The 14,044-nt window shown below is 58.4% G+C and carries 12 protein-coding genes; 11 read left to right on the top strand and 1 reads right to left on the bottom strand.

Annotation, left to right across the window (positions count from 1 at the left end):
• The first annotated feature begins 251 nt into the window (after positions 1-251).
• The 6 genes from dnaJ to ACVWYU_RS12330 all read left to right on the top strand — a co-directional run bounded on the left by dnaJ (position 252) and on the right by ACVWYU_RS12330 (position 7,846).
• Positions 252-1,376, top strand: coding sequence for a molecular chaperone DnaJ (gene dnaJ, locus ACVWYU_RS12355; RefSeq protein ID WP_090315903.1), 1,125 nt, complete (start codon positions 252-254; stop codon positions 1,374-1,376).
• Between the two features lie 9 nt (positions 1,377-1,385).
• Positions 1,386-2,192, top strand: a complete 807-nt coding sequence (gene dapB, locus ACVWYU_RS12350; RefSeq protein ID WP_457372780.1) for a 4-hydroxy-tetrahydrodipicolinate reductase — start codon at positions 1,386-1,388, stop codon at positions 2,190-2,192.
• 259 nt (positions 2,193-2,451) lie between these two features.
• The gene (gene carA, locus ACVWYU_RS12345; RefSeq protein WP_090315910.1) at positions 2,452-3,588 is read left to right on the top strand and encodes a glutamine-hydrolyzing carbamoyl-phosphate synthase small subunit; all 1,137 of its coding nucleotides are present in this window, start codon (positions 2,452-2,454) and stop codon (positions 3,586-3,588) included.
• Between the two features lie 118 nt (positions 3,589-3,706).
• Complete coding sequence (gene carB / locus ACVWYU_RS12340; protein WP_090315914.1) at positions 3,707-6,928, top strand: carbamoyl-phosphate synthase large subunit; 3,222 nt, start codon at positions 3,707-3,709, stop codon at positions 6,926-6,928.
• Positions 6,929-6,930: 2 nt separating this feature from the next.
• Positions 6,931-7,407 (top strand): transcription elongation factor GreA, encoded by a 477-nt coding sequence (gene greA / locus ACVWYU_RS12335; RefSeq protein WP_047539307.1) that lies wholly within the window; start codon positions 6,931-6,933, stop codon positions 7,405-7,407.
• Positions 7,408-7,441: 34 nt separating this feature from the next.
• The gene (locus ACVWYU_RS12330; protein WP_457372839.1) at positions 7,442-7,846 is read left to right on the top strand and encodes an MFS transporter; all 405 of its coding nucleotides are present in this window, start codon (positions 7,442-7,444) and stop codon (positions 7,844-7,846) included.
• 9 nt (positions 7,847-7,855) lie between these two features.
• On the opposite strand, the gene ACVWYU_RS12325 is transcribed toward ACVWYU_RS12330, so the two are convergent.
• On the bottom strand, positions 7,856-8,164 hold the full coding sequence (locus ACVWYU_RS12325; RefSeq protein ID WP_007942889.1) for a YhbY family RNA-binding protein: 309 nt from the start codon (positions 8,162-8,164) through the stop codon (positions 7,856-7,858).
• Positions 8,165-8,265: 101 nt separating this feature from the next.
• On the opposite strand from ACVWYU_RS12325, the gene rlmE reads away from it, so the two are divergent.
• The 5 genes from rlmE (at position 8,266) to tpiA (ending at position 14,043) form a co-directional block, all read left to right on the top strand.
• Complete coding sequence (rlmE, locus tag ACVWYU_RS12320; protein WP_247257605.1) at positions 8,266-8,895, top strand: 23S rRNA (uridine(2552)-2'-O)-methyltransferase RlmE; 630 nt, start codon at positions 8,266-8,268, stop codon at positions 8,893-8,895.
• A gap of 201 nt (positions 8,896-9,096) precedes the next feature.
• Positions 9,097-11,007: an ATP-dependent zinc metalloprotease FtsH gene (gene ftsH / locus ACVWYU_RS12315; protein WP_390958681.1), complete on the top strand. Its 1,911-nt coding sequence runs from the start codon at positions 9,097-9,099 to the stop codon at positions 11,005-11,007.
• 8 nt (positions 11,008-11,015) lie between these two features.
• Positions 11,016-11,867: a dihydropteroate synthase gene (folP, locus tag ACVWYU_RS12310; RefSeq protein ID WP_390958683.1), complete on the top strand. Its 852-nt coding sequence runs from the start codon at positions 11,016-11,018 to the stop codon at positions 11,865-11,867.
• 16 nt (positions 11,868-11,883) lie between these two features.
• Entirely contained in the window at positions 11,884-13,221 is a 1,338-nt protein-coding gene (gene glmM / locus ACVWYU_RS12305; RefSeq protein WP_090315935.1) for a phosphoglucosamine mutase, read from the top strand.
• A gap of 66 nt (positions 13,222-13,287) precedes the next feature.
• Positions 13,288-14,043: a triose-phosphate isomerase gene (tpiA, locus tag ACVWYU_RS12300; RefSeq protein ID WP_457372779.1), complete on the top strand. Its 756-nt coding sequence runs from the start codon at positions 13,288-13,290 to the stop codon at positions 14,041-14,043.
• Position 14,044 lies beyond the last annotated feature (1 nt).

Below are 14,044 nucleotides of genomic sequence, written 5' to 3'. Positions count from 1 at the left end.
GTCGCCGCGCGGGAGCTTGCTCCCGCGTTGGCATGTCTGGAGTAAGCGAATTTTTACAGTATGCGACAACGTTCGCGTGCTGATGGTATGGCCGGGAATGCTCCTGCTTTCTGAGCCGCAAGTACCGCATCGAATCAAAGACCAGGATCGTTGAATTGACGTGAGTTGGGTCCGGGCCTGCATTGGGGCTCAACGGGTTTGGCGAGGCTCAGGAGAGGTTTGCCGAACGTCCTTAAGAGTGCAAAAGACTTATGGCAAAGCGTGACTATTACGAAGTATTGGGTGTTGAACGAGGCTCAAGCGAGGCGGACCTGAAAAAGGCCTACCGTCGCCTGGCGATGAAGCACCACCCGGACCGTAATCCCGATGACAAAGCGTCGGAAGAGAAATTCAAGGAAGCCAACGAGGCTTACGAAGTACTGTCCGATTCCAGCAAGCGTGCGGCGTACGACCAGTATGGTCATGCCGGTGTCGACCCGAGCATGGGTGGCGGCGGTGCCGGTTTTGGCGGTCAGAACTTCTCCGATATCTTTGGCGATGTCTTCAGTGACTTCTTCGGTGGCGGTCGCGGTGGTTCCCGTGGCGGCGCTCAGCGCGGCAGTGATCTGCGTTACACCCTGGAGCTGGATCTGGAAGAGGCGGTGCGCGGCACGACCGTGAATATCCGCGTTCCAACGCTGGTCAACTGCAAGCCGTGCGATGGCTCGGGTGCCAAGAAAGGCTCCTCTCCGGTGACCTGCCCGACCTGTGGCGGTATCGGCCAGGTGCGCATGCAGCAAGGTTTCTTCTCGGTGCAGCAGACCTGCCCGCGCTGCCATGGTCAGGGCAAGATCATTTCCGATCCATGCGACTCCTGCCATGGCGAAGGTCGCGTCGAAGAGTACAAGACCCTGTCGGTGAAAGTGCCGGCCGGTGTTGATACCGGTGACCGCATTCGTCTGTCTGGCGAAGGCGAGGCGGGTGCGCAAGGCGGGCCGACCGGCGACCTGTATGTCGTGATCAATGTGCGCGAGCACGCGATCTTCCAGCGTGACGGCAAGCATCTGTTCTGCGAAGTGCCGATCAGCTTTGTCGATGCGGCGTTGGGTGGTGAACTGGAGATTCCGACCCTCGATGGTCGGGTCAAACTGAAGATTCCCGAAGGGACTCAGACCGGCAAGCAATTCCGCGTTCGTGGCAAGGGTGTTGCGCCTGTGCGTGGCGGCGGTGCCGGTGACTTGATGTGTCGCGTGGCGGTCGAAACCCCGGTGAACCTGAGCCGTCGTCAGCGTGAAATGCTCGAAGAGTTCCGCAGCTCGCTGGCGGATGACAACAGTCACTCGCCGAAAACCACTGGCTGGTTCGAAGGCGTGAAGCGCTTCTTCGGCGATCTGTAAGGAGTGGTCATGCGACGTATAGCTGTGATGGGCGCTGCCGGGCGAATGGGTAAGATCCTGGTCGAGGCGGTGCAGCAACGCGCGCCGCTCACCGGTCTGACAGCCGCCATCGTTCGCCCCGGCAGTACGCTGATTGGTGTGGACGCCGGTGAGCTGGCTTCGCTGGGGCGTATCGGCGTGCCGTTGTCCGGTAACCTGGATGCGGTGGCGGATGAGTTCGACGTGTTGATCGACTTCACCCTGCCGGAAGTCATGCTGAAAAACCTGGCCTTTTGCCGCAAGGCGGGTAAAGCCATGGTCATCGGCACGACGGGGCTGGACGCTGCGCAAAAGCAGTTGCTGGCCGAGGCGGGCAAAGACATCCCTATCGTGTTCGCGGCCAATTTCAGCGTGGGTGTGAACCTGTCGCTGAAATTGCTCGATATGGCGGCTCGTGTGCTGGGCGACGAGGCGGATATCGAAATTATCGAAGCTCACCACCGGCACAAGATCGACGCGCCTTCCGGCACGGCGTTGCGCATGGGTGAGGTCATCGCCAGTGCCCTGGATCGTGACCTGCAGAAGGTTGCGGTCTATGGTCGCGAGGGGCATACCGGCGCGCGCGAGCGTGAAACCATCGGTTTTGCCACTGTTCGCGGTGGTGATGTGGTGGGGGATCACACGGTGCTGTTTGCCTGTGAAGGGGAGCGCCTGGAAATCACCCATAAGGCTTCCAGTCGCATGACCTTCGCCAAAGGCGCGGTACGTGCTGCCTTGTGGCTGGATGGTCGAGAGCCTGCTCTTTACGACATGCAAGACGTGCTCGACCTGCGATAAAACGCTATGGAAACCGGGCCCGAGCAATCTGCTTGAGTCCGGTTTTACACCGCCAAGCGACGTCCTGTCGCATTCTCTGGCCTTTCGGGCTCATTGGCGGTAGACCAAAAATGCCTTTTTCTGTAAGCTACAGCTTTAGTGTGTCCACTAAAAGCGCGCAGAATAATTCAGTGAAGAAGCGGGGTGACGTGTCCATACGTCACTCCGCTTTTTTACAACCTGCGATCGCCCTTTCAGGCTTTATTTACGGGAGGTCTTCTTGACTAAGCCAGCCATACTCGCCCTTGCTGATGGCAGCATTTTTCGCGGCGAAGCCATTGGAGCCGACGGTCAAACCGTTGGTGAGGTGGTGTTCAACACCGCAATGACCGGCTATCAGGAAATCCTTACCGATCCTTCCTACGCCCAACAGATCGTTACCCTGACTTACCCGCATATCGGCAACACCGGCACCACGCCGGAGGACGCCGAGTCCAACCGCGTCTGGTCCGCTGGCCTGGTCATCCGTGACCTGCCACTGGTTGCGAGCAACTGGCGTAACACCATGTCCTTGTCCGACTACCTGAAAGCCAACAATGTTGTGGCAATCGCCGGTATCGACACCCGTCGCCTGACCCGCATCCTGCGTGAAAAAGGCGCACAGAACGGCTGCATCATGGCCGGTGACAACATTTCCGATGAGGCCGCCATTGCCGCCGCCCAGGGCTTCCCTGGCCTGAAAGGCATGGACCTGGCGAAAGTCGTCAGCACCACTGAGAATTACGAGTGGCGTTCGACGGTCTGGGATCTGAAAACCGACAGCCATGCCACCATCGAAGCCTCCGAGCTGCCGTACCACGTGGTTGCCTACGACTACGGCGTCAAGCTGAACATCCTGCGCATGTTGGTCGAGCGCGGTTGCCGCGTCACCGTGGTACCGGCTCAAACGCCTGCCGCCGATGTCCTCGCCTTGCAGCCGGACGGCGTGTTCCTGTCAAACGGTCCTGGCGATCCGGAGCCTTGCGACTACGCGATCCAGGCGATCAAGGACGTGCTGGAAACCGAAATTCCGGTATTCGGCATCTGCCTTGGTCACCAGCTGCTGGCCCTGGCCTCCGGCGCCAAGACCCTGAAAATGGGTCACGGCCACCACGGTGCCAACCACCCGGTTCAGGATCTGGATACCGGTGTAGTGATGATCACCAGCCAGAACCACGGTTTTGCCGTAGACGAAGCCACCCTGCCGGCCAACGTTCGTGCGACTCACAAATCGCTGTTCGACGGTACCCTGCAAGGGATCGAGCGTACCGACAAGAGCGCCTTCAGCTTCCAGGGTCACCCGGAAGCCAGCCCTGGCCCGAACGACGTAGCGCCTTTGTTTGATCGCTTCATCAACGAGATGGCCAAGCGACGCTGATCGCTCGCCCTGATGTTGCAAAGCTTGAGGGCGGTCCCGATACCGGTGGCCCTCTCAAGGCTTCAGAGATTGATCAAGACGGCTTGCCGACTGACCTGCGGATTTGAGTGACAAACCCATGCCAAAACGTACAGACATTAAAAGCATCCTGATTCTCGGCGCTGGCCCGATCGTGATCGGCCAGGCCTGCGAATTCGACTACTCCGGCGCCCAGGCCTGCAAAGCCCTGCGCGAAGAGGGTTACCGCGTCATCCTGGTAAACTCCAACCCGGCCACCATCATGACCGACCCGGCCATGGCCGACGCTACCTACATCGAACCGATCAAGTGGCAGACCGTCGCCAAAATCATCGAGAAAGAGCGTCCGGACGCGCTGCTGCCAACCATGGGCGGCCAGACCGCCCTGAACTGCGCCCTGGACCTGGAGCGCGAAGGCGTTCTGGAGAAGTTCGGCGTTGAGATGATCGGTGCCAACGCCGACACCATCGACAAGGCTGAAGACCGCTCGCGTTTCGACAAGGCCATGAAATCCATCGGCTTGGCGTGCCCGCGCTCCGGTATCGCTCACAGCATGGAAGAGGCCAATGCGGTCCTCGAGAAGCTTGGCTTCCCGTGCATCATCCGTCCGTCCTTCACCATGGGCGGCACCGGCGGCGGTATCGCCTACAACCGTGAAGAGTTCGAAGAAATCTGCGCCCGTGGTCTGGACCTGTCGCCGACCAAAGAGCTGCTGATCGACGAATCCCTGATCGGCTGGAAAGAATACGAAATGGAGGTTGTCCGCGATAAGAAGGACAACTGCATCATCGTCTGCTCCATCGAAAACTTCGACCCGATGGGCGTGCACACCGGTGACTCGATCACCGTGGCCCCTGCACAGACCCTGACCGACAAGGAATACCAGATCCTGCGTAACGCCTCCCTGGCGGTACTGCGCGAGATCGGCGTGGAAACCGGTGGTTCCAACGTCCAGTTCGGTATCTGCCCGAACACGGGTCGCATGGTTGTCATCGAGATGAACCCGCGTGTATCCCGTTCCTCGGCCCTGGCGTCGAAAGCCACTGGTTTCCCGATCGCCAAGGTCGCGGCCAAGCTGGCCGTGGGTTACACCCTGGATGAGTTGTCGAACGACATCACCGGCGGCAAGACCCCGGCGTCCTTCGAACCGTCCATCGACTACGTCGTGACCAAGCTGCCACGCTTCGCCTTCGAGAAGTTCTCCAAGGCAGACGCGCGCCTGACCACGCAAATGAAGTCGGTCGGCGAAGTGATGGCTATTGGCCGGACCTTCCAGGAGTCCCTGCAGAAAGCGCTGCGCGGCCTGGAAGTAGGCGTTTGCGGTCTGGACGAGAAGGTTGACCTGAACAACCCGGAAAGCATGAGCATCCTCAAGCGCGAGCTGACCGTGCCGGGTGCCGAGCGTATCTGGTACGTGGCGGACGCAATGCGCGCCGGCATGAGCGTCGAAGATATCTTCGGCATGACCATGATCGATCCTTGGTTCCTGGTGCAGATGGAAGATCTGATCAAGGACGAAGAGAAGGTCAAGACCCTGGGTCTGACCAGCATCGACCGCGACCTGATGTTCCGCCTCAAGCGCAAAGGCTTCTCCGATCAGCGTCTGGCCAAGCTGCTGGGTGTGACCGAGAAGAGCCTGCGTGCCCATCGCCACAAGCTTGAAGTGTTCCCGGTCTACAAGCGCGTTGACACGTGCGCCGCCGAGTTCGCCACCGATACCGCTTATCTGTACTCCACGTACGAAGAAGAGTGTGAAGCCGCTCCATCGGGCCGCGACAAGATCATGATCCTGGGTGGCGGTCCGAACCGTATCGGCCAGGGCATCGAGTTCGACTACTGCTGCGTACACGCGGCACTGGCCCTGCGCGATGACGGGTACGAGACCATCATGGTCAACTGCAACCCGGAAACCGTATCCACCGACTACGACACTTCCGATCGCCTGTACTTCGAGCCAGTGACCCTGGAAGACGTGCTGGAAATCGTCCGCGTCGAGAAACCGAAAGGCGTGATCGTCCAGTACGGCGGCCAGACCCCGTTGAAACTGGCCCGTGCCCTGGAAGCCGCCGGCGTGCCGATCATCGGCACCAGCCCTGACGCCATCGACCGTGCCGAAGACCGTGAGCGCTTCCAGCAAATGGTTCAGCGACTGAACCTGCGTCAGCCGCCAAACGCCACCGTGCGCAGCGAAGACGAAGCGATTCGTGCGGCTGCCAAGATCGGCTACCCGCTGGTGGTGCGCCCGTCCTACGTGCTGGGCGGTCGTGCGATGGAAATCGTTTACGAAGAAGAAGAACTCAAGCGCTACCTGCGTGAAGCGGTTCAAGTGTCCAATGACAGCCCGGTGCTGCTGGACCACTTCCTTAACTGCGCCATCGAAATGGACGTTGATGCGGTCTGCGACGGCAAAGACGTGGTAATCGGCGCAATCATGCAGCACATCGAGCAGGCAGGTGTTCACTCCGGTGACTCCGCATGCTCGCTGCCACCGTACTCGCTGCCTGCGCATATCCAGGACGAGATGCGTGAGCAGGTCAAGAAAATGGCCCTGGAGCTGGGTGTGGTCGGCCTGATGAACGTACAGTTGGCGCTGCAGGGCGACGATATCTACGTGATTGAAGTCAACCCGCGTGCTTCGCGTACCGTGCCTTTCGTGTCCAAGTGCATCGGTGTTTCCCTGGCGATGATCGCGGCTCGCGTCATGGCCGGTAAAACCCTGAAGGAAATCGGTTTCACCAAGGAAATCATTCCTAACTTCTACAGCGTGAAAGAGGCGGTATTCCCGTTCGCCAAATTCCCGGGTGTTGACCCGATTCTCGGCCCAGAGATGAAGTCCACCGGTGAAGTGATGGGCGTGGGCGATACCTTTGGCGAAGCGTTTGCCAAAGCCCAGATGGGTGCCAGCGAAGTGCTGCCGACCGGCGGTACTGCGTTCATCAGTGTGCGCGACGACGACAAGCCATTGGTTGCAGGCGTGGCCCGTGATCTGATCAACTTGGGCTTCGAAGTGGTCGCCACTGCCGGTACTGCCAAGCTGATCGAAGCCGCAGGCCTGAAAGTGCGCCGCGTGAACAAGGTGACCGAGGGTCGTCCACACGTGGTCGACATGATCAAGAATGACGAAGTCACCTTGATCATCAACACCACCGAGGGTCGTCAGTCGATCGCCGACTCCTATTCCATTCGTCGCAATGCCCTGCAGCACAAGATCTACTGCACCACGACCATTGCTGCTGGCGAAGCGATCTGCGAAGCGCTGAAGTTCGGTCCCGAGAAGACCGTACGCCGCTTGCAGGATCTACACGCAGGATTGAAGGCATGAGCATAACGAAGTACCCAATGACCGTTCAGGGCGCTCGCGCCCTGGAAGAAGAACATGCTCACCTGACCAAGGTCGTTCGTCCGAAGCTCAGCCAGGACATCGGTACGGCCCGCGAGTTGGGTGACTTGAAGGAAAACGCCGAATACCACGCTGCTCGCGAGCAGCAAGGTATGGTTGAGGCGCGGATCCGTGACATCGAAGGCCGCATGCAAAATGCAGTGGTGATTGATGTCACGACCATCGCACATACTGGCAAGGTGATTTTCGGCACGACCGTTGAGATCGCCAACGTCGAGACTGATGAAAGCGTGACCTACCAGATCGTTGGTGAGGACGAGGCAGACATCAAGCTCGGCAAGATCTCTGTCGGTTCACCCATCGCCCGCGCCCTGATTGCCAAGGAAGAGGGTGACGTGGTCGCGGTCAAGACGCCGAGCGGCGTCATCGAGTACGAGATTGTCGAAGTTCGCCACATCTGAAGGTAAAAGCAGGCGTCTGCTTCGTGCGGGCGCGGTGCTTTGGCAGCTAACTCAGATGTTGTGGGTTGGCGGCCTGTGGTTGTTGCATATCGGTCTGTTGCCGGTGCTGGGGCTGATTGGCCTGGCACCGCTGCTGATCGACGAAATTGCAGGCATGCTGAATGCATTGATGGTGGGTTTTGCCACAGTGTGTCTGGTTTTTCAGGCTTTGGTGCTGATTCAGGCCGAGGGCCTTGCCAGTCTATGGTGCGATATTCGTGGGCAGCTGTTGCTGATGGGGCTGGGCGCGTGCGCGATGTACTTCGCGGTGCGTGTCGGGTGGCCCGAGGCGGTGCGTTGGCAGGTGTTCAGTTATCTTGTCCTGGGCTTTTCCGGGCTGGTGCTGGTCATACAGCCGGTGCCTGGGTGGAGTGGCAGGGTGCGCGAAGCACACCCTTGACCCTTGCCATCACTTGAAGCGATGGACGTTCGACAGCTGCTTGTTGACGCTGAAGTTCTTGCGGTAAATCAGTGCCATCTTGCCGATGACCTGAACCAGATCCGCTTTGCCGACCTTGCACAGTTCTGCAATGGACGCCAGGCGCGACTCGCGATCCAGGATGTTGAGCTTGATCTTGATCAGCTCGTGATCCGCCAAAGCGCGTTCAAGTTCGGCTAGCACACCTTCAGTCAGACCGTTGTCAGCCACAATCAAAACTGGTTTCAGATGGTGGCCAATGGATTTGTACTGTTTCTTCTGCTCTTGAGTGAGCGGCATAATCTGACCCTTTCGTCTGGATTCTGTAAAATGGCGGCCATTTTACCCGAGGGTTCGTGGATCCGCCCAATTAATCACGACCCTTATCATCGAGGTGCCCAATGGCGCGTTCCAAGACAAGCCTTGGTTGGCTGAAAAGACATGTCAATGATCCCTATGTGAAGCAGGCGCAGAAGGATGGTTACCGCTCGCGTGCGAGTTACAAACTTCTGGAGATCCAGGAGAAATACAAGCTGATCCGTCCGGGCATGAGCGTTGTCGACCTGGGTGCGGCACCCGGTGGCTGGTCGCAGGTCGCTAGCCGGCTGATCGGCGGTCAGGGACGTCTGATCGCCTCGGACATCCTGGAAATGGACAGCATTCCCGACGTGACTTTCATCCAGGGTGACTTCACCCAGGACGAAGTGCTTGCCCGGATCCTTGAGGCTGTGGGTAATTCGCAGGTGGACCTTGTGATTTCCGATATGGCCCCCAATATGAGTGGTACGCCTGCCGTAGATATGCCCAAAGCCATGTTTCTTTGCGAGCTGGCTCTTGATCTGGCCGCTCGGATACTCAAGCCGGGTGGTAATTTCGTGATCAAGGTTTTTCAGGGTGAAGGGTTTGATGCTTACGTAAAGGACGCTCGTCAGAAATTCGACAAGGTCCAGATGATCAAGCCGGACTCGTCCCGTGGCAGTTCCCGTGAGCAGTACATGCTGGCTTGGGGCTACCGCGGTCGGAGTGAATAAAGCGAAGTTTTTTTGCGGGGCAATAGGATTTTCGTATTTCGCCCTGTGGGAAATAACGAATATTGTGTAGGAAGTGTTTCACAAAGGGTTACAGACGGCGCCTGCCAAGTCGTAGGTAATGTAGTAAGTTAGGCCGGTGAATATCATGCGAAGCGCGCGCCATCAGCGGCGCTTGCTTCAGAGGGTAGTTAATTGAACGATATGGCAAAGAATCTGATCCTGTGGTTGATCATCGCGGCTGTCCTGGTGACGGTGATGAACAACTTCTCCAGCCCTAACGAGCCGCAGACCCTCAACTATTCCGACTTCATCCAGCAGGTCAAGGATGGCAAGGTCGAGCGCGTGGCGGTTGATGGCTACGTGATTACCGGCAAGCGCAACGATGGCGACAGTTTCAAGACCATTCGTCCGGCGATCCAGGACAATGGCTTGATCGGCGACCTGGTGGATAACCACGTCGTGGTCGAAGGCAAGCAGCCTGAACAGCAAAGCATCTGGACTCAACTCCTGGTCGCAAGCTTCCCGATCCTCGTGATCATTGCCGTGTTCATGTTCTTCATGCGGCAGATGCAGGGCGGCGCCGGAGGCAAGGGCGGGCCAATGAGTTTTGGCAAGAGCAAGGCGCGCCTGCTGTCTGAAGATCAGGTCAAGACCACGTTGGCTGACGTTGCCGGTTGTGACGAAGCCAAGGAAGAGGTCGGTGAGCTGGTCGAGTTCCTGCGTGATCCGGGCAAGTTCCAGCGTCTGGGCGGTCGCATTCCCCGCGGCGTGCTGATGGTTGGTCCTCCGGGTACCGGTAAAACCTTGCTGGCCAAGGCGATTGCTGGCGAAGCCAAGGTGCCATTCTTCACCATTTCCGGTTCCGATTTCGTCGAAATGTTCGTTGGTGTGGGTGCCAGCCGTGTTCGTGACATGTTCGAGCAGGCCAAAAAACACGCGCCATGCATCATCTTCATCGACGAAATCGACGCCGTCGGTCGCCATCGTGGCGCCGGCATGGGTGGCGGTCACGACGAGCGCGAGCAGACGCTCAACCAGTTGCTGGTAGAGATGGATGGCTTCGAAATGAATGACGGCATCATCGTGATTGCCGCCACCAACCGTCCAGACGTACTGGACCCTGCGCTGCTGCGCCCGGGCCGTTTCGACCGTCAGGTTGTAGTGGGTCTGCCGGATATCCGTGGCCGCGAACAGATTCTCAAGGTCCACATGCGCAAAGTGCCAATGGGTGACGACGTCGCTCCGGCCGTTATCGCTCGTGGTACGCCTGGCTTCTCCGGTGCCGACCTGGCCAACCTGGTAAACGAGGCTTCGCTGTTTGCCGCCCGTGCTGGCAAGCGCATTGTCGAAATGAAGGAATTCGAACTGGCCAAAGACAAGATCATGATGGGTGCCGAGCGCAAATCCATGGTCATGTCCGAGAAAGAAAAACAGAACACGGCTTACCACGAGGCGGGTCACGCCATTGTTGGTCGTGTCGTGCCCGAGCATGATCCGGTGTACAAGGTGTCGATCATTCCGCGCGGTCGCGCCTTGGGTGTGACCATGTTCCTGCCGGAAGAAGATCGCTACAGCTTGTCCAAGCGAGCGCTGATCAGTCAGATTTGCTCGCTGTACGGTGGTCGTATCGCTGAAGAGATGACGCTGGGCTTCGATGGTGTAACCACCGGTGCCTCCAACGACATTATGCGTGCCAGCCAGATTGCCCGGAACATGGTGACCAAGTGGGGGCTTTCGGAGAAACTCGGTCCTTTAATGTACGCCGAAGAAGAAGGTGAGGTTTTCCTTGGTCGCGGCGGCGGTGGTCAGAATGCAAGTTTCTCCGGCGAGACGGCCAAGCTGATCGACTCCGAAGTGCGCAGCATTATTGATCAATGCTACGGCACAGCTAAGCAGATCCTTACGGACAACCGTGACAAGCTGGATGCAATGGCCGATGCCCTGATGAAGTACGAGACGATCGATGCTGATCAGATCGATGACATCATGGCGGGTCGTACGCCTCGCGAACCTCGCGACTGGTCCGGTGGCACCGGCACTTCCGGAACCCCTCCGGTGGTGCACGAAGAGCGTCCGGAAACACCGATTGGCGGTCCGGCTGCCGACGTTTAAGGTTTGAAATGACTTCTGTTCTGTCCTCGACCCGGTTGCCTTGCGGCAACCGGGTTCTTGATTTGGCCCGGACTCATGTCATGGGCATTCTCAATGTCACCCCCGATTCTTTCTCCGATGGCGGTCAATACAGCCAGCTTGATGCTGCCCTACGGCACGCAGAAGCCATGGTGGCGGCTGGCGCGACGCTGATTGATGTGGGTGGTGAATCGACGCGACCGGGTGCCAGGGCGGTTTCGCCACTGGAAGAGCTGGAGCGCGTAGCGCCGATTGTCGAGCGGATCAGCCGCGAGCTGGACGTGATCATCTCGGTCGATACCTCCACCCCGGCTGTCATGCGTGAAACCGCACGACTGGGCGCCGGGTTGATCAATGACGTGCGTGCGCTCCGTCGCGATGGTGCCTTGGATGCGGCGGCGGCGACCGGTCTGCCGGTCTGTCTGATGCATATGCTCGGTGAGCCGGGCGATATGCAGGACAATCCGCAGTATCAGGACGTCACCAGGGAAGTCGGTGAGTTCCTTGTCGAGCGCATGGCACAGTGCGCATCGGTAGGGATCGCGGCTGAGCGGATCATTCTTGATCCAGGCTTCGGTTTCGCCAAAACATTGCAGCACAACCTAAGCTTGTTCAAGCATATGGATGCCTTGCATGCCTTGGGGCGGCCCCTGTTGGTCGGGGTTTCGCGAAAGAGCATGATCGGGCAGGCATTGAATCGTCCGGTGGGCGAGCGCTTGTATGGCAGTCTTGCCCTTGCTGCGCTGGCTTCGCACAAGGGGGCGCGTATATTGCGCGTCCATGATGTCGCTGAAACTGTCGATGTGGTGAGGATGATCACTGCAGTGGCATCAGCCGAATAAGAATGATGGAGTGTTTATGAGCAGGAAATACTTTGGTACCGACGGCATTCGTGGTCGAGTTGGTCAATATCCGATTACTCCTGACTTCATGCTCAAGCTTGGCTGGGCTGCAGGCATGGCGTTCCGCAAGATGGGTGCCTGCAAGGTGTTGGTCGGTAAGGACACCCGAATCTCCGGTTACATGTTCGAGTCTGCGCTGGAAGCCGGACTGACGTCGGCGGGCGCCGATGTCATGTTGCTGGGGCCAATGCCAACGCCAGCCATCGCCTATCTGACGCGTACCTTTCATGCTGAAGCGGGTATCGTGATCAGTGCGTCGCACAATCCTCATGATGACAATGGCATCAAGTTTTTCTCCGGAAAGGGCACCAAGCTGCCGGATGAAGTCGAGCTGATGATCGAGGAGTTGCTGGATACGCCAATGACTGTGGTTGAGTCGAGCAAGATCGGCAAGGTCACGCGAATCAACGACGCCTCGGGTCGTTACATCGAGTTCTGCAAGAGTAGCGTACCGACGGGGACCAGCTTCTCCGGCCTGAAAATCGTCATCGACTGTGCCCATGGTGCGACTTACAAGGTTGCGCCTAGCGTGTTTCGCGAGCTAGGGGCCGAGGTGGTAGTTCTTTCTGCGCAACCCAACGGATTGAACATCAACGATAATTGCGGTTCGACTCATATGGGGCAACTGCAGGCTGCTGTTCTCGCCGAGCACGCCGATCTTGGGATCGCATTTGACGGTGATGGTGATCGCGTTCTGATGGTCGATCACACCGGTACCATCGTTGATGGCGATGAGCTGCTGTACATCATTGCGCGCGACCTGCATGAGCGTGACAAGCTGCAGGGCGGTGTGGTCGGTACGCTGATGAGTAACCTGGGCCTGGAGCTGGCTCTCGCAGATCTGGCGATTCCGTTCGTGCGTGCCAATGTCGGCGACCGTTATGTCATTGCTGACCTGCTGGAGCGTAACTGGCTGGTGGGTGGTGAGAACTCGGGGCATATCGTGTGTTTCAATTACACCACTACGGGTGATGCGATCGTTGCCGCGTTGCAGGTGTTGAAGGCGCTCAAGACCCGATCGGAAGGGCTCGCCCAGGCTCGTCAGGCGTTGCGTAAATGCCCTCAGATCCTGATCAATGTGCGTTTTGGTGGTGGTGCTAGTCCCCTTGATCATCCCTCCGTCAAGGAGGCCAGTGAGCGTGTGACCAAGGCGATGGCGGGTCGTGGGCGGGTGCTTTTGCGCAAGTCCGGAACAGAGCCGCTGGTGCGCGTCATGGTCGAAGGCGAAGACGAAACGCAGGTTCGTGGCTACGCCGAAGAGCTGGCAAAACTGGTTAGTGAAGTTTCTGCCTGAATTCGGCTTGCCAGCCATGATTGTGTTGGGTAACATCTGCGCCCACTTTGACCGACGAGGTACAGCATGCGTCGCCCTATGGTAGCTGGTAACTGGAAGATGCACGGTACCCGCGCCAGTGTCGCTGAGCTGATCAAAGGCCTTTATGATTTGGCCTTGCCGAGCGGTGTTGATGTAGCGGTATTCCCGCCTTGCCTGCATATCAATCAAGTGATTGATGGCTTGAAAGGAAAGTCGATTGCAGTCGGCGCGCAGAATTCTGCGGTGGAGTCCACACAAGGTGCGTTGACTGGTGAGGTTGCTCCGAGTCAGTTGGTGGATGCGGGCTGTTCACTGGTGCTTGTCGGGCACTCCGAGCGTCGTCAGGTAATGGGCGAGCAGGACGGAATGCTGATCCGCAAGTTCGCAGCAGCTCAGGCATGTGGCTTGATTCCGGTGTTGTGCATTGGGGAAACCCTTGAACAGCGTGAAGCTGGAAAGACTCTTGAAGTTGTCTCGCGTCAGCTTGACAGCATCATTGAGGAGCTGGGTGTTGGTGCATTTGCGAAGGCGGTAATCGCTTACGAGCCGGTCTGGGCCATTGGTACCGGGCTGACTGCTTCGCCGCAACAAGCGCAGGATGTGCATGCAGCCATCCGCGCACAGTTGGCGGCAGAGAATTCTGAAGTCGCACGAGGTGTGCGGCTTCTATACGGCGGCAGCGTGAAGGCGGCCAATGCGGTCGAACTGTTCGGCATGCCGGATATCGATGGGGGGCTCATTGGTGGAGCTTCCCTGAATGCAGATGAGTTCGGTGCGATTTGTCGCGCCGCGGGAAACTGAA

Source organism: Pseudomonas sp. TE12234, from assembly GCF_054061835.1.
Note: the sequence above shows the minus strand (reverse complement) of the source record. Positions and strands in the feature narration are given on the sequence as shown.

Coding starts and splice junctions, on each gene's coding strand:
- dnaJ (WP_090315903.1), top strand. CDS start 252: ATGGCAAAGCGTGACTATTACGAAGTATTGGGTGTTGAACGAGGCTCA.
- dapB (WP_457372780.1), top strand. CDS start 1,386: ATGCGACGTATAGCTGTGATGGGCGCTGCCGGGCGAATGGGTAAGATC.
- carB (WP_090315914.1), top strand. CDS start 3,707: ATGCCAAAACGTACAGACATTAAAAGCATCCTGATTCTCGGCGCTGGC.
- ACVWYU_RS12325 (WP_007942889.1), bottom strand. CDS start 8,164: ATGCCGCTCACTCAAGAGCAGAAGAAACAGTACAAATCCATTGGCCAC.
- rlmE (WP_247257605.1), top strand. CDS start 8,266: ATGGCGCGTTCCAAGACAAGCCTTGGTTGGCTGAAAAGACATGTCAAT.
- ftsH (WP_390958681.1), top strand. CDS start 9,097: ATGGCAAAGAATCTGATCCTGTGGTTGATCATCGCGGCTGTCCTGGTG.
- folP (WP_390958683.1), top strand. CDS start 11,016: ATGACTTCTGTTCTGTCCTCGACCCGGTTGCCTTGCGGCAACCGGGTT.
- glmM (WP_090315935.1), top strand. CDS start 11,884: ATGAGCAGGAAATACTTTGGTACCGACGGCATTCGTGGTCGAGTTGGT.
- tpiA (WP_457372779.1), top strand. CDS start 13,288: ATGCGTCGCCCTATGGTAGCTGGTAACTGGAAGATGCACGGTACCCGC.